This is a genomic window from Caenispirillum bisanense (assembly GCF_900230255.1).
GTDB lineage: Bacteria > Pseudomonadota > Alphaproteobacteria > Rhodospirillales > Rhodospirillaceae > Caenispirillum > Caenispirillum bisanense_A.
The window spans coordinates 259960-275020 of sequence record NZ_OCNJ01000006.1 but is presented as its reverse complement, the minus strand read 5'-3'; the positions used below and the strand labels follow the sequence as shown (position 1 = coordinate 275020).

General features: G+C 68.4%; 14 protein-coding genes and 1 other RNA gene. 9 read left to right on the top strand and 6 right to left on the bottom strand.

From position 1 onward, the window contains the following. Nucleotides 1-54: 54 nt before the first annotated feature. A complete protein-coding gene (glgX, locus tag CRP50_RS15145) occupies nucleotides 55-2208 on the top strand; it encodes a glycogen debranching protein GlgX (protein ID WP_097280018.1) in 2154 nt (717 codons plus the stop codon). Nucleotides 2209-2210: 2 nt separating this feature from the next. Here glgX and CRP50_RS15140 read toward each other — a convergent pair whose 3' ends face one another. The 5 genes from CRP50_RS15140 to ssrA all read right to left on the bottom strand — a co-directional run bounded on the left by CRP50_RS15140 (nucleotide 2211) and on the right by ssrA (nucleotide 6148). After that, nucleotides 2211-2822 carry a nucleotidyl transferase AbiEii/AbiGii toxin family protein gene (locus tag CRP50_RS15140; RefSeq protein ID WP_176525190.1) on the bottom strand — a complete coding sequence of 204 codons (612 nt, stop codon included), beginning with the start codon at nucleotides 2820-2822 and terminating at the stop codon, nucleotides 2211-2213. After that, entirely contained in the window at nucleotides 2794-3285 is a 492-nt protein-coding gene (locus CRP50_RS25175; RefSeq protein WP_141415166.1) for a hypothetical protein, read from the bottom strand. The genes CRP50_RS15140 and CRP50_RS25175 overlap by 29 nt, the downstream gene beginning before the upstream one ends. 107 nt (nucleotides 3286-3392) lie before the next feature. After that, nucleotides 3393-5006 (bottom strand): fumarate hydratase, encoded by a 1614-nt coding sequence (locus tag CRP50_RS15135; RefSeq protein WP_097280016.1) that lies wholly within the window; start codon nucleotides 5004-5006, stop codon nucleotides 3393-3395. Between the two features lie 135 nt (nucleotides 5007-5141). After that, complete coding sequence (locus tag CRP50_RS15130) at nucleotides 5142-5717, bottom strand: SspB family protein (protein WP_245913491.1); 576 nt, start codon at nucleotides 5715-5717, stop codon at nucleotides 5142-5144. A gap of 67 nt (nucleotides 5718-5784) precedes the next feature. Continuing rightward, nucleotides 5785-6148: a transfer-messenger RNA gene (gene ssrA, locus CRP50_RS15125) on the bottom strand. A 74-nt stretch (nucleotides 6149-6222) separates the two neighbouring features. Here ssrA and thyX point away from each other — a divergent pair. The 3 genes from thyX to CRP50_RS15110 all read left to right on the top strand — a co-directional run bounded on the left by thyX (nucleotide 6223) and on the right by CRP50_RS15110 (nucleotide 8164). Next, nucleotides 6223-7152, top strand: coding sequence for an FAD-dependent thymidylate synthase (gene thyX / locus CRP50_RS15120; RefSeq protein ID WP_097280015.1), 930 nt, complete (start codon nucleotides 6223-6225; stop codon nucleotides 7150-7152). Nucleotides 7153-7220: 68 nt separating this feature from the next. Continuing rightward, nucleotides 7221-7583 (top strand): hypothetical protein, encoded by a 363-nt coding sequence (locus CRP50_RS15115; protein WP_097280014.1) that lies wholly within the window; start codon nucleotides 7221-7223, stop codon nucleotides 7581-7583. Next, nucleotides 7580-8164, top strand: a complete 585-nt coding sequence (locus CRP50_RS15110) for a PIN domain-containing protein (RefSeq protein WP_097280013.1) — start codon at nucleotides 7580-7582, stop codon at nucleotides 8162-8164. The genes CRP50_RS15115 and CRP50_RS15110 overlap by 4 nt, the downstream gene beginning before the upstream one ends. 7 nt (nucleotides 8165-8171) lie before the next feature. Here CRP50_RS15110 and CRP50_RS15105 read toward each other — a convergent pair whose 3' ends face one another. Then, complete coding sequence (locus CRP50_RS15105) at nucleotides 8172-9365, bottom strand: Mrp/NBP35 family ATP-binding protein (RefSeq protein WP_097280012.1); 1194 nt, start codon at nucleotides 9363-9365, stop codon at nucleotides 8172-8174. A gap of 254 nt (nucleotides 9366-9619) precedes the next feature. On the opposite strand from CRP50_RS15105, the gene hflK reads away from it, so the two are divergent. The 5 genes from hflK to CRP50_RS15080 all read left to right on the top strand — a co-directional run bounded on the left by hflK (nucleotide 9620) and on the right by CRP50_RS15080 (nucleotide 14948). Beyond that, complete coding sequence (gene hflK, locus CRP50_RS15100) at nucleotides 9620-10882, top strand: FtsH protease activity modulator HflK (protein ID WP_097280011.1); 1263 nt, start codon at nucleotides 9620-9622, stop codon at nucleotides 10880-10882. After that, nucleotides 10879-11775: a protease modulator HflC gene (gene hflC / locus CRP50_RS15095; RefSeq protein ID WP_097280010.1), complete on the top strand. Its 897-nt coding sequence runs from the start codon at nucleotides 10879-10881 to the stop codon at nucleotides 11773-11775. Before hflK ends, hflC begins: the two co-directional genes overlap by 4 nt. Before the next feature lie 246 nt (nucleotides 11776-12021). Then, on the top strand, nucleotides 12022-13572 hold the full coding sequence (locus tag CRP50_RS15090; protein ID WP_097280009.1) for a DegQ family serine endoprotease: 1551 nt from the start codon (nucleotides 12022-12024) through the stop codon (nucleotides 13570-13572). A gap of 336 nt (nucleotides 13573-13908) precedes the next feature. Next, nucleotides 13909-14388 (top strand): helix-turn-helix domain-containing protein, encoded by a 480-nt coding sequence (locus CRP50_RS15085; RefSeq protein ID WP_097280008.1) that lies wholly within the window; start codon nucleotides 13909-13911, stop codon nucleotides 14386-14388. A 74-nt stretch (nucleotides 14389-14462) separates the two neighbouring features. Next, entirely contained in the window at nucleotides 14463-14948 is a 486-nt protein-coding gene (locus CRP50_RS15080) for a DNA polymerase III subunit chi (protein WP_245913490.1), read from the top strand. The last annotated feature ends 113 nt before the right edge of the window (nucleotides 14949-15061 follow it).

The window sequence follows — 15061 nt, the reverse complement described above, 5'->3', positions numbered from 1 at the left end:
TCGGGCGCACGTTGTACCGGGGTTTCCCATCGTCCTCCACCATCGGAGTGCTCCATGCCGTCGTCCATGCCGCGTGTCTGGCCGGGGTCGCCCTATCCCCTCGGTGCCACCTTCGACGGGTCGGGGACCAACTTCGCCCTGTTCTCCGCCCATGCCGAGAAGGTGGAGCTGTGCCTGTTCGACCACGGCGGCCGCACCGAGACGGCCCGCATCCCGCTGCCCGAATACACCCACGAGATCTGGCACGGCTACCTGCCCGACGTGCGGCCGGGGCAGCTCTACGGCTATCGCGTCCACGGCCCCTACGACCCGGCCAACGGCCACCGCTTCAACCACCACAAGCTGCTGCTCGACCCTTATGCCAAGGCCCTGCATGGCGAACTGAAGTGGGATGATGCCCTGTTCGCCTACATCGTCGGCGACCCGGCCGAGGACCTGTCGTTCTCCACCACCGACAGCGCCCGCTTCATGCCCAAGTGCCGCGTCATCGACCCGGCCTTCACCTGGGGCGACCGCAAGACGCCGACCCCCTGGCACGAAACGATCATCTACGAGACGCACGTCAAGGGTTTCACCATGCGCAACCCGGGCGTACCGGAGGAGATGCGCGGCACCTTCGACGGCCTGGCGACGGTGACCACGGCCGAATACCTGCGCGACCTAGGCGTCACGGCCGTCGAACTGCTGCCCGTGCACGCTTTCATCCAGGACCGCCACCTGATCGACCGCGGCTTGCGCAACTACTGGGGCTACAACTCCATCGGCTTCTTTGCGCCGCACCCCGAGTACCTGCCGGGCGACGACCCGCGCGCCTTCAAGACCTTCGTGCAGGTCATGCACGATGCGGGGATCGAGGTGATCCTCGACGTCGTCTACAACCACACCGCCGAGGGCAACCATCTGGGCCCGACGCTGTGCTTCCGTGGCATCGACAACCGCAGCTACTACTACCTGATGGGCGACAACGAGCGGTACTACAACGACTTCACCGGCACCGGCAACGCCCTCGAACTGCGCCATCCCTACGTCCTGCGCATGGTGACCGACTCCCTGCGCTATTGGGTGGAGGAGATGCGCGTCGACGGCTTCCGGTTCGACCTGGCGACCACGCTGGCGCGCGTCGAGGGGCCCTACGACCAGCACGCCGGCTTCCTCGACGCCGTGGCGCAGGACCCCGTGCTGTCGACCGTGAAGCTCATCGCCGAGCCGTGGGACACCGGCCTGGGCGGCTATCAGGTGGGCGCCTTCCCGCCCGGCTGGGCCGAGTGGAACGACCGCTACCGCGATACCGTGCGCGAGTTCTGGAAGGGCGATCCGGGCAAGCTCGGCGAATTGGCGTCGCGCGTCTCGGGCTCGTCGGACATCTACGGCCATCGCGGGCGGCGGCCGTGGGCATCGGTGAACTTCGTCACCGCCCACGACGGTTTCACCCTGCGCGACCTCGTCAGCTACAACGGCAAGCACAACGAGGCCAACAAGGAAGACAACCGCGACGGCTCCGACGACAACCGCAGCTGGAACTGCGGCGTGGAGGGGGAGACGGACGACCCCGCCGTCGTCGACCTGCGCCGCCGCCAGAGCCGCAACATGCTGGCGACACTGCTGCTCAGCCAGGGCGTGCCCATGATCCTCGGCGGCGACGAGTTCGGCCGCACCCAGGGCGGCAACAACAACGCCTATTGCCAGGACAGCGAGATCAGTTGGTTCGACTGGGAGGGCATCGACGAGGCCGGACACCAGATGATCGCCTTCACCAAGGCGCTCGTCCGCCTGCGGCGCGAGCACATCGTGTTCCACCGCTCGCGCTTCTTCCACGGCCGCGTCATTCCGGGGACGGAGGTGAAGGACGTCACCTGGCAGCGCCCCGACGGCACCGAGGTCACCGAGGACGACTGGGCCGACCCCAACGGCAAGTCGCTGCGCTTCGTGCTGTCGGGCGAAGCGGGCAACTTCCACCTGACCATGCGCGGCGAACCGGAACCCGACGACACTTTCCTGGTGGCCATGAACGCCAGCGGCGAAGACATCGACAACATCCTGCCCGACGACGAGGCCGGCGCCGGGCAGGTGTGGTGCAAGCTGGTCGACACGGCGGAAACGCCGTCGGTGTCCGAGAACGGCGAGGTCCTCGCCCAGGCGGACCCGGGCGGCACCTTCACCCTGGCGGCGCACAGCCTGGTGCTGTGGGTGCGGCGGGAGGAGGGGTAAAATCAGGTCCGAGCGGCTTCCTCGACCACTTCAAGAACGGCAGAAATCGCAGTGTCGCCGAGGAAACGGAGGCCGTCCGAGGTCGGGTTGACGTCGCGTTCCGCCAGTTGGACATAGGCCGAGGTCAGGGCCGTAAGACGGTCCCGCAGGCGCGGCAGACGATCGGATGGCAGGTCGCGCAGGATGCCGATCAGCCCTGCCCGATCGTTTTCCGCGATGGCCGCGAAGTCGAAGACATCACGAGTCTTGAAGTCGGAGGCGCGGTAGAAGGCTTTCTTTGCCGCGATCTCCAGGATCAGCTCCATCTGGATCGTCGTCCCATCGCCGACGACGAGAGGCTTTGGGGACAAGTCTGTCACGGGTGCAGAGGCTATGAAGTCGATCTCCCCGCCGTCCAACTCGAGTTTCAGGTAGTGGCCGGGCCACTGATAGCTGCGCCCAGCGAGAAATGCCCGCACTGCTTCGTTCTTCGGCGGAGCGAGGGCGCGGAGGTGGCGACTGCTTTCCAGGAATATGTCGATGTCGTAGCTGACGCGGTGACCGAGTTGGACCGCAAGGGCGGTGCCGCCGCCGAAGGTCCAGCAGTCACGCCCTGGCAGTGTCGCGTCCAGCACCGGAAGAATGCCCTCCAGCATTTCGCGCCAGATGGAGGTCGGCCATTTCCTTGATCCAGGGGGCGAGCCGGGCATCTTCGCATCTCCAGACGCGCAGGGCGTGATAGAGGGTCTCGAACGTCGTTGCGCCGGCCAGCACCATGTCGTGGACGGCCCCCATGTCGACCTCGTCGAACAGCGCCTGCATGTGCGGCAGCCACTCCGTCCGGACGGTCTCCGCCCGTAGGCACTCGAGAAGGGTAGCGGCGTCCATGGCTTGTGGTCGCGGCGCGTTCATGGTTTTGAGCGGCAGGCGGCACACCTGTTCCGCCGCCGCCAGTTCGCGCTCGCAGCGCCCAGCGAACGCGCGAACGGCCGGCACCGCATCCTCGCGCAGGCGCAGTTCCAGTCGGCGCCGTCCCAGTTCCGTCTGGCGGGTGCGGTAGCGGCGCATGCGGGTGCGGATGGTCGGATCGCTGCTCATGGAATGATCGTATACCGGAAACGGACCCGTTGCCAGCCGGCCTCACGGAAAAGGGCGCCGCTCCACCCGGAGCGGCGCCCTTCCTCTTTCCCAACTCTCCCCAGCCGTTACAGCTTCTGGAAGAAGTCGTTGCCCTTGTCGTCGACGATGATGAAGGCCGGGAAGTCCTCCACCTCGATCTTCCAGATGGCTTCCATGCCGAGTTCCGCGTACTCCAGCACCTCCACCTTCTTGATGGAGTTCTGCGCGAGAATCGCCGCAGCGCCGCCGATGGAGCCGAGGTAGAAGCCGCCATGGGTGTGGCAGGCGTCCGTCACCGCCTTGCTGCGGTTGCCCTTGGCGATCATCACCATGCTGCCGCCGGCGGCCTGGAACTGCTCGACATAGGCGTCCATGCGACCGGCCGTGGTCGGGCCAAAGGAGCCGGACGGCATGCCTTCCGGCGTCTTGGCCGGGCCGGCGTAGTACACGGCGTGCTGCTTGAAGTACTCGGGCAGGCCCTCGCCGGCGTCCAGGCACTCCTTGAGCTTGGCGTGGGCGATGTCGCGCGCCACGATCATCGGGCCGGTCAGGCTGACGCGGGTCTTGATCGGGTACTGCGACAGGGTCTTGCGGATCTCGTCCATGGGGCGGTTGAGGTCGATCTTCACCACCTCGTCGGAGAGCTTCTCGGTCTTCACCTCCGGCATGTACTTGGCCGGGTCGGTTTCCATCTGCTCCAGGAACACGCCGTCGCGGGTGATCTTGCCGAGGATCTGGCGGTCGGCCGAACACGACACGCCGATGCCGACCGGGCACGAGGCGCCGTGGCGGGGCAGGCGGATGACGCGCACGTCATGGCAGAAGTACTTGCCGCCGAACTGGGCGCCGATGCCCATCTTCTGGGTCATCTCCAGCACCATCGCCTCGGCTTCCAGGTCGCGGAAGGCGTGGCCGTCCTTGCCGCCCTCGGTCGGCAGGGCGTCGAGGTAGCGGGCGGAGGCCAGCTTCACGGTCTTCAGGCACGTTTCGGCCGAGGTGCCGCCGATGACGATGGCCAGGTGATAGGGCGGGCAGGCGGAGGTGCCGAGCGAGCGGATCTGCTCTTCCAGGAACTTCCGCAAGGACGCCGGGTTCAGCAGCGCCTTGGTCTGCTGGTAGAGGTAGGTCTTGTTGGCCGAGCCGCCGCCTTTCGCCATGAACATGAACTTGTAGGCGTCGCCCTCGGTCGCGTAGAGGTCGATCTGCGCCGGCAGGTTGTTGCCGGTGTTGATCTCGTCGTACATGGTCAGCGGCGCCATCTGGCTGTAGCGCAGGTTCAGCTTGGCATAGGCGTTGGCGACGCCGGCCGACAGGTAGTGGGCGTCGTTGGCGCCGGTCCAGATGCCCTGGCCCTTCTTGCCCATGACGATGGCGGTGCCGGTGTCCTGGCACATGGGCAGCACGCCGCCGGCGGCGATGTTGGCGTTCTTCAGCATCTCGATGGCGACGAAGCGGTCGTTGGGGCTCGCCTCGGGGTCGTCGATGATCTTGCGCAGCTGGGCCAGGTGGCCGGGGCGCAGCAGGTGGCTGACGTCGCGGAAGGCCGCCTCGGCCAGCACGGACAGCGCCATGGGGTCGACCACCACCACCTCGCGGCCGCCCACCGTCTCCACCGACACGTAGTCGCTGGTGAGCTTGCGGTAGGGCGTGGTGTCCTTGCCCAGCGGGAACATATCGGAGAAGGCGACGTCGACGGTCATGGCTGAAGGCCTCGCAGCACGGGTTCGCGACACAACGGGACGGGCGGTGCCCGCCGGCGGCCGCCGACGCTCACGCGCAGCGGCCCGCCCGAGCGGGTAGGGAAACGACTCTGCGAGGGAGTGTTTACCGCGAAATCACTTCTTACGGAAGGCGTCGAGGGTGACCACGTTGTCGCCGCCCTTGTCGGGGTCGTCGTCGTCCCCGCCGGTCCCTGCCTGTTCGGGCCGTTCGCCACCCTTCGGGTCGTGCCGCAGGACCGAGGCGTCGGTGCCGTCGTCCTCGTCGTCGTCCTGGTCCTCGTCGTCGAACCCGTCCAGGTCGTCCAGGTCGTCGTCGTCCAGGCCGACGTGGAACTGCAGGCCGAACTTGGCGTAGGGGTCGGCGAAGGCGGTGACCGCGGCAAACGGGATGTCCAGCTTTTCGAGCTTGGAGCTGAACGACAGCGTCACCGTGAACTCGTCCTGCGTCACACCCAGGTCGTAGTACTGGTGCTGCAGGACGATGGTCATGGTCTCCGGATGCTGCGCCTTCAGGCGCTCCGGCAGGACCACGCCCGGGGCGTCGGTGCGGAAGGTGATGTAGAAGTGGTGTTCGCCGGGCAGGCCGTCGGCGGCGGTGCGTTCGAGCGCACGACGCAGGACGCCGCGCAGGGCATCCTCGACCATTTCCTCGTAGTTGAAGCCGTCGGTCCGGTCGTCGTGCTCGTGCAACCTCTTGTCCCCTCCGGTGATGCGCCCTGTGCCACCGGTGATCCCGGCAGGGGCCGGAGGCGAGAGAAGTGGGAGGCTTCTGTTGCCAGGTGCCTCCCGGACCCCGCCCGACGGGGCTAACCGCCAGGACTTCAAGTCGGTTTACGATGCCGCATTACGCAGCAGCGCGAACCTCAGCAAAGTTGTCGTTGGCAACTATTGCGTTTGGCCCGATAACGGTGGAGCCATGCCGGGGACAGCCAATGCCTTTACCACGCACGTCGATCCTATTTCGGCCCCTTGCCACCGACGTTAGCCCGCCGGGTGAGGTTGGTGGAGCCGCCGGGTACCGCCCCCGGGTCCGTAACGCTTATTCCGCAATGGGTTTAGCCCCATAGTCGGGTTGCCCCGACGGGTCCTATATAGAGCGGGCGACCGGACTTGCAAAGAGGGTTTCGGTTTTGCCATGCGGCATGGGAGGGGCTATAACCCCTCGGCTTAGATCATACCAAGGAACGGGCCGCCCATGTCGCTCACCGACGCGCAGAAGGAAGAGATCGCCCAACTGCGGGGGATCGAGACTCCCACCCGCCGCGCCACCGTGCCGGCGCTGGAGGAGATTCTGTACGAGCCGCTGCCGCTGCTCGACCATGGCTTCGTGCGGGTGGTCGACTACATGGGCGACGACTCGGCGGTGGTGCAGGCGGCCCGCGTGTCCTACGGCAAGGGCACCAAGAAGGTGAGCGAGGACCGCGGCCTCATCCGCTACCTCATGCGGCACCGCCACACCACGCCCTTCGAGATGTGCGAGATCAAGTACCACGTGAAGATGCCCATCTTCGTGGCGCGCCAGTGGATCCGCCATCGCACCGCCAACGTGAACGAGTACTCGGCCCGTTACTCCATCCTCGACAAGGAGTTCTACATCCCGGGGCCGGACGCGCTGGCGCCGCAGTCCAAGCAGAACCACCAGGGCCGCGCCGAGGGCGAGCCGCTGACCGGCGAGGAGGCCCACAAGGTCCTCACCCTGCTGCGCGAGGACGCCGAGCGCTGCTACGCCAACTACGAGTGGATGCTGAACGAGGAGCAGGACCCGTCGCGCCGCGGCCTCGCCCGCGAGCTGGCGCGCATGAACCTGACCATGAACTGCTATACGCAGTGGTACTGGAAGATCGACCTGCACAACCTGCTGCACTTCCTGTCGCTGCGCGCCGACGGCCACGCGCAGTACGAGATCCGCGTCTATGCCGAAGCCATGCTGGAGACGGTGAAGCGCTGGGTGCCCCTGACCCACGAGGCCTTCAGCGACTACCGCATGGGCGGCGTCCACCTGTCGCGCGGCGGCCTCGACATCGTCCGCCGCCTGCTGGCCGGCGAGGCGGTGACGCAGGAGAATTCCGCCCTGTCGCCCCGCGAGTGGCGCGAACTGATGGCGAGCCTCGGCCGCGAGGGGTGAGGGCAGAGGCTGGCGAGGCGTCACTGGTTTCTATATATTCTATAGAAGCCAGAGGTGCCGGAGGGCCCATGCCAGGAAAGACCATCTCCGCCTATGCCGACGCCGAGACGGCGCGTCGCGTGGAGGCTCTCGCCCGCATCGAGGATCGCGCGCCGTCGCAGATCGCCGCGGCGGCCTTGCGCTTCTATCTCCGGCTTCCGCCCGATGCCCATGATGCGATCCGCCAGGTCGAAGCGCTCGGCGATGCGCATGACGTCGAGGTCCTCGTGGAAACCATGACGCGCGACCTGCTCAAGGCCCGGTCGGAAGTCTCCCTTCGCAAGATGGCGGACGCCATGGCCGAACGCGGCATCGGCGCCGGGTTGGACGACGAGGCGGCCATCGAAGCCGAAGCGGTGCGCCTCACCCGGCCCGGCCGCTGGCGCCGATGACGGCCGCGCAGGCCGTCCGCTGCTGCCTGGACCTCAACGTCTACTGCGCGGCCCTGCTCGCGCGCAGCCGCGGCCGCGAAAACACCGGCGCGCTACGCATGCTGGACATGATGCGCGACGGCAGGGGGGCCTGCGGCCCGCTGCAACTGATCGTGTCCTGGGTGATGCTGGACCGGCTGCGCAAGGTCTTCGTCGAGGACTGGCGCCTGCCGAAAGAGATCGCCGACCTGTTCCTGGCGGACGTTCGACTCCTCGCTGCCCTCGGACCCGATCGGCTGGATCCCTATCTGCTTCTGGGTGGCGGCGGTGTGGCCCCGGTGCGGGACGAGGAGGACCGTTCGGTACTCGAAGTCGCGGGTGCTGCGCGATCCGCACTACTGGTGACGAGCAACTTCGCCGACTTCACCGCCGACGCCGAGATCCTGGTGCCTCAGCGCCTGGCGCTGGCGGAAATCCAGCAACACAGGGTGATCGTCGCCCGCCCGGCGGAGGCCCTGCACCTCCTGACGGCCCCCGTGGTCCCCGACGTGGCGGCCGCACGCCGTTTGGCGGAGCGGCTGGTGGCCGCTCCGCCCTCCTGACCCGCCGTCAGCGGAACCAGAACTTCGGCTTCTTCTTCGCCGGCTGGGCGTCGGGCGTCTCGCCGGAGATGCTGCTCCAGATCGACTTGGCGATGTCCAGGTAGGCCTTGGCATGCGGGCCGTCGGGCTCGGCGACCACGATGGGGCGGCCGGCGTCGGTGGCCTCGCGGATCTTAAGGTCGAGCGGGATCTCGCCGAGGAAGGGGGCGTCCAGCTCCGCCGCCGTCTTGCGGGCGCCGCCGTGGCCGAAGACCTCCTCGCGGTGGCCGCAGCTCGGGCACTGGTAGTAGCTCATGTTCTCGATGATGCCGAGCACCGGCACCTCGACCTTGCGGAACATGAACAGGCCCTTGCGGGCATCGAGCAGGGCGATGTCCTGCGGCGTCGAGACGATGACGGCGCCCGACAGCGGCACGCGCTGGCTCATGGTCAGCTGGGTGTCGCCCGTGCCCGGCGGCATGTCGACGATCATCACGTCGAGCTCGCCCCAGTCGACGTCGCGCAAAAGCTGCTCCAGCGCGCCCACCACCATGGGGCCGCGCCACACGACGGGGCTGTCTTCCTCGACCATGAAGCCGATGGACATGACGGTGACGTCGTGGTTGCGCAGCGGCACGATGCGATCGCCGCGGGCCGTGGGCTTGCGCCCGGCCAGGCCCATCACGCGCGGCACGCTGGGGCCGTAGATGTCGGCGTCGAACAGGCCGACCTTGAGGCCGAGGCGGGCGAGCGCCAGGGCGATGTTGGCCGCCGTGGTCGACTTGCCGACGCCGCCCTTGCCCGAGGCGACGGCGACGATGTGCTTGATGTTGGGCAGGTCGAGCCGCCCGGTGCCGCCGCCGTGGCCCATCATGCCGGGGCCGGGGCCGTGCGAGTGGCCGTGGGAATGCCCATGGCCGCCCGCCTGCGGGCGCTGCTGCGGCGGCGGGGGCGTCGGCGCCGAGCCGGCGGCGCGGCCGGCCGTCAGCACCGCCGTGACGTGCGCGACGCCGTCGAGGGCTTCCACCGTACGTTGCGCCTCGGCCCGCACGGGTTCGAGCTGCGGCCCCAGTTCCGGCGGCACCTCGATGGCGAAGGTCACCCGGTCGCCGCTGACCACCGGGTCCTTCACCCAGCCGGCCGAGACGATGTCGGTGCCCAGCTGTTCGACCCGCACGGTCTTCAGCGCCGCGACCACCGTGTCCTTATCGATTTCCGCCATCCTTGAAAACTCCTGAGACTACCCGATATCTCAACCCGAGCGACGTGTGCGTTCGGCCGGGGCGCGTGCCACGTGAGGGGCATTTCGGAACCCCCCTTCGTTGCACGGGATTTCCTGGTGCCCTATAAGGCAATCAGGATCCAGTGTCCGCGTAAGGGGTTTCCGGTACGGGATCGACGGGGGATCATCCTTCCGCCGGTCCGGAAGTGCACCTTAAACGCTCAGGTATCTGTAAGCGAAGAGGGATTTGTTCAATGGCCTGGAATCAACAGGGCGGCCCCTGGGGCGGCGGCGGTAACAACGGCGGCGGCCCTTGGGGGGGCGGTCGGGGTCCGGGCGGCGGGGGTCAGGGCGGCGGAGGCGGCGGTCAGCAGCCCCCCGACCTGGAGGAACTGCTGCGCAAGAGCCAGGAACGGCTCCGCAAGTGGGTGCCCGGCGGCGGCCGCAGCGGCGGCGGCGGTGGCGGCGGTGGCATCGGGGCGCGCACGGTCGTGCTCATCGCCGCCGGCGTGCTCATCGCCTGGGGCCTGACCGGCTTCTACCGCGTGCAGCCGGACGAGCAGGGCGTCGAGCTGCTGTTCGGTGAATACGTCAAGACCACCGGTCCCGGCCTGAACTACTGGTTCCCCGGCCCCATCGGCGAGGTCGTGACGCCCAAGGTGACGCTCACCAACCAGCTGACCATCGGCTTCCGCGGCAGCTCCGACCCGCGCAACGGCGGCGCCCGCGACGTGCCGCAGGAAAGCATGATGCTGACCGGTGACCAGAACATCATCGACAGCGACTTCATCGTGCAGTGGCGCATCGCCGATGCCGGCAACTTCCTGTTCAACATCCGCGACCCGGAGACGACCGTGAAGGCCGCCGCCGAAAGCGCCATGCGTGAAGTGATCGGCCAGACGCCGCTGGAAGCCGCCATGACCGAGGGCCGCGCCGAGGTGCAGGCCAAGACCCAGCAGCTGCTGCAGCAGGTTCTCGACAGTTACGGCGCCGGCATCGCGGTGCTCGACGTCAAGCTGCTGAAGGCCGACCCGCCGGCCGAGGTGATCGACGCCTTCAACGACGTCCAGCGCGCCCGCCAGGACAAGGAGCGCCTGCAGAACGAAGCTCAGGCCTACCGCAACGACATCGTGCCGCGCGCCAAGGGCGAGGCGGAACGCATGATCCAGGAAGCGCAGGGTTACAAGCAGTCGGTCATCGCCGCCGCGCAGGGTGAAGCCAACCGCTTCAAGTCCGTGCTCGACAGCTACAACACCGCCCAGGACGTGACGACCCAGCGCCTCTACATCGAAGCCATGCAGGACGTGCTGGCGCGCAGCGACAAGGTGCTGGTGGACGGCCAGGGTGCCGGCGGCGTCGTGCCTTACCTGCCGCTGCCCGAGCTGCAGAAGCGCATGCAGTCGCAGCAGCCGACCGGCCGGGCCGCCGGTTCGTCCAACACGCCGAACACCTTCTCGGCGCCGCCGGTGCCCCAGGCGCCCCAGATGTCGTCCGCGCCGCAGGAGGCCGCTCGATGAAGCGTACCAGTCTCGCCGTTCTCGGCATCATCGTCGCGGTCGTCGCCGTGGTGCTGTTCAGTTCGCTCTTCACCGTCCACCAGACCCAGCAGGCGCTGGTGCTGCAGTTCGGCAGCCCGCAGCGCGTCGAAACCGAGCCGGGCCTCAAGTTCAAGCTGCCGTTCATCCAGAACGTGATCACGTACGACGCCCGCACCCTCGACCTCGATCCGCCGGGCCAGGAAGTGCCGCTGCGTGACCAGAAGCGCATCATCGTCGACACCTATGCCCGCTACCGCATCGTCGACCCGCTGCTGTTCTACCAGACGGTTCGTACCGAGCAGGGCCTGCGCGACCGCTTCGGCTCCATCCTCAACTCGGCGGTCCGCGACCAGCTGGGTGAGGCCGACCTGACCGACCTGCTGGCCGAAAGCCGCAGCCGGGTGATGGCCGAGATCACCAACACCGTCCGTCGCCGCGCCGGCGAGTTCGGCATCGAGGTGGTCGACGTCCGCATCGGCCGCACCGACCTGCCGCAGGAGACCAGCCAGTCGGTGTACAACCGCATGCGGTCCAGCCGTATCGCCCAGGCCGCCCAGCTGCGCGCCGAAGGCGCCGAGCTGAAGGCCAAGATCGAGGCCGAGGCCGACCGCGACCGCACGGTCATCCTGGCCGAGGCGCGCAAGACCGCCGACATCCTGCGCGGTCAGGGCGAAGGCGAGCGCAACCTGGTGCTCGGCGATGCCTATGGCGCCGACCCGCAGTTCTTCGCCTTCTACCGCTCGATGGAAGCCTACCGCCAGGCCCTCGGCAACGGCACCACCACCATGGTGCTCAGCCCCGACAGCGACTTCTTCCGCTTCTTCGGGGACGCTCCGGCCAACGGCAGTGTTCCGGCCGCCGCGCCGCGCTGACGCCGCCGGCACGAGGCCGTCGACAGAGGAGGGCGCGTCCGCGGGCAGCGGGCGCGCCCTCTATGTTTGCCGCAACGGCAAACGCCCGAAAAGCATAGTCTCTCTGGAACCCGTCCGGGCGGCGTCCTAGATTGGGAGTCCACGACTCTTTCGGGTCCGGCGAGGGGGCATTGGCACGCGGTGCGTGCCGGGGGTAGGCTTCCGTCGTCGCATCGTCCGCATCCGTCTGCAAATGGAGTAGTGTCCGTGAGAGGATCGATCCGCACCCGCGCGCCGGCCGTGCCCCGTTTCCGCCCGGCCGCCGTAGCCCGCCTGTGCCGGCTCGCGTCGCTGGTCGTGCTCGTCGCCCTGGTGAGCGGCGCCCATGTCGTCGGCGCCGGCCCGGCGGCCCAGGCGCGCGAGGCCCCCAGCTCGTTCGCCGACATGGCCGAGCGCCTGCTGCCCGCCGTCGTCAACATCTCCACCACGCAGAGCATGACCGGCGAGCGCGGCCCCCAGATGCCGCAGTTCCCGCCCGGCAGCCCGTTCGAGGAGTTCTTCCGCGAATTCTTCGACCGCCAGGGGCCGGGGCAGGGCCAGGCGCCCACCATGCCGCGCCGCGCCACCTCGCTCGGGTCCGGCTTCGTCATCGACAAGGAAGGCTACATCGTCACCAACAACCACGTCATCGAAGGCGCGGACGAGGTGACGGTCATCCTGCAGGACGACACCGCTCTGAAGGCGGAAATCGTCGGCCGCGATCCGAAGACCGACGTCGCCCTGCTGAAGGTCGAGGCCGAGAAGGATCTGCCGTTCGTCGAATTCGGCGACAGCGACCGCTCCCGCGTCGGCGACTGGGTCGTCGCCATCGGCAACCCCTTCGGCCTGGGCGGCACGGTGACGGCGGGCATCATCTCGGCCCGCGCCCGCAACATCAACGCCGGCCCCTACGACAACTTCATCCAGACCGACGCCTCCATCAACCGCGGCAACTCGGGCGGTCCGCTGTTCAACATGGACGGGCAGGTGATCGGCGTGAACACCGCCATCTACTCCCCGGCCGGCGGCGGGTCCGTCGGCATCGGCTTCGCCACGCCCTCCAACCTGGCGCAGAGCGTCGTCGACGACCTGCGCCGCTTCGGCGAGGTGAAGCGCGGCTGGCTCGGCGTGCGCATCCAGACCGTCACCGACGAGATCGCCGACAGCCTCGGCCTCGATCGCGCCCGCGGCGCCCTGGTGGCGAGCGTGCAGGAGGGTGGCCCGGCGGCCGAGGCCGGCATCCAGGCGGGCGACGTCATCCTGTCGTGGGACGGCGACGACATCCGCGAGATGCGCAACCTGCCCAAGGCCGTCGCCGACACCGAGATCGGCAGCACCGTCGACGCCGTGGTGTGGCGCGACGGCAAGCGCCAGACGGTCAAGGTGAAGGTGGCCGAGCTGGAGGAAGAAGAGGCCGCCGCCATGGCCGGCGAGGAAGGTGCCCCGGCGCCTGCGCCGGAGACCGCCGGCGCCGAGGTGCCGTCGCTCGGCCTGTCGGTGCAGCCGCTGAACGACCAGACGCGCGAGAGCTTCCAGATCCCCGAGGACGTGCAGCGCGGCGTGGTGGTCACCGACCTCAACGCCGAGAGCGACGCCGCCGAGAAGGGCATCCGCCCGGGCGACGTCATCGCCGAGGTCAACCAGAAGCAGGTGACCACCGCCGAGGAGATCCGGGCGCAGATCCAGGCGGCCAAGGATTCGGGCCGCAAGTCGGTGCTGCTGATGGTGCAGAACGAGGCGGGCAGCCGCTTCGTGGCGGTGCGCATCGGCGACCAGTAACGCCTTCACCGGCGTGGACCGCGACGGCCGGGCCCCTCCCACGGGGCCCGGCCGTTGCCGTTCCGGGCTGGTGCTTTCACCGCGGCCGCCGCTCCGTTCGCAGTTTGAAAACCGCAGCGAGTTCGCGTCGCAAAACTTCAATGCCCGGCCATGCCATACGAATCGTAAGGGTTAAGCACCCGCCTCCGGCCCGCGCAGCGGACCGTGCACGCGCGGAAAAAGGGAGAGAAACCGGGCGTTTGCCCCTCCGCCGGATGCGCAGGCGGCGATTGCCGCTGGATGGCACGCCCCCTGCAAAACAGCAGGTGTCGCAACCACCCGCCGGAGGACATCCGCATGTCGACCATCACCGCCCGCTCCGTCGCCCCCGCGTCCGAGGACTACGGCGCCCCCGATCCCATCGACGTCAACGTCGGCGTCCGCCTGCGTCTGCGTCGCACGCTGCTCGGCCTGACCCAGCAGCAGCTGGGCGACGCCATCGGCGTCACCTTCCAGCAGGTGCAGAAGTACGAGCGCGGCACCAACCGCATCTCCGCCTCCCGCCTGTTCGACATGGCCTGCGTGCTCAGCGTGCCCGTGTCCTACTTCTTCGACGACCTGCCGGAGGAGGTGGTGCAGGCCCGCACCGGCCGCGCCGGCGTCATCGGCGCCCGCGCCGGCCGGGGCCGTCTGGCCCGCCCGACCGACGCCACCGGCGAAGATCCCATGGCCTCGACGGAAATCGTCCAGCTGGCCAACGACTACCTCAAGCTCGACCAGCGCCAGCGCAAGGCCCTGCGCGCCTTCCTGGAAGCGACGGCGCACGGCTCGCGCTGAAGTCTGACGGTCCGGCGGATGCGGTGGAGCCGCCGCGGTGGCGGCTCCACTTTCCGCGGGCGCGGCGCTCGGCTATGCTGCGCGCCATGAAGCGCGTCGACTTCTATCATCTGCTGCAATGGCCGCTGGAGCAGGCACTGCCGCCGCTCCTCGGCAAGGTGCTGGACAGCGGCCAGCGGGCCGTGGTCCTGACCTCCTCCCGTCCCAGGGCGGAGGCGCTGTCCGCCGTGCTGTGGACCTTCAAGCCGGAGGCCTGGCTGCCCCACGGCACCCCCGGCGACGGCTTCGACGCCGACCAGCCGGTGTGGATCAGCGACACCGACGACCGGCCCAACGGCGCCGGCATCCTCCTGCTCACCGACGGCATGACCTCGCAGCGTCTGGCCGAATACGACCGCTGCCTCGACCTGTTCGACGGGCGCGACGACTCGGCGGTCCAGGCTGCCCGGCAGCGCTGGGTCGGCTGCCGCGACGCCGGCTTCGAGCTGCATTACTGGCAGCAGACCGAGCGCGGCGGCTGGACCGAAAAGGCAAGCGCCAACACGACTTCCGGCGGCTGATCGCGGCGGTAGAACATCAAATTCTGTCTTTCTCCTCCTGTCCTCGGGTAGACAGAACCTTCGCCGCTTCCACAGGTCGGGGGACTGACGGAGCGGTCCGAAGGGACCACAGG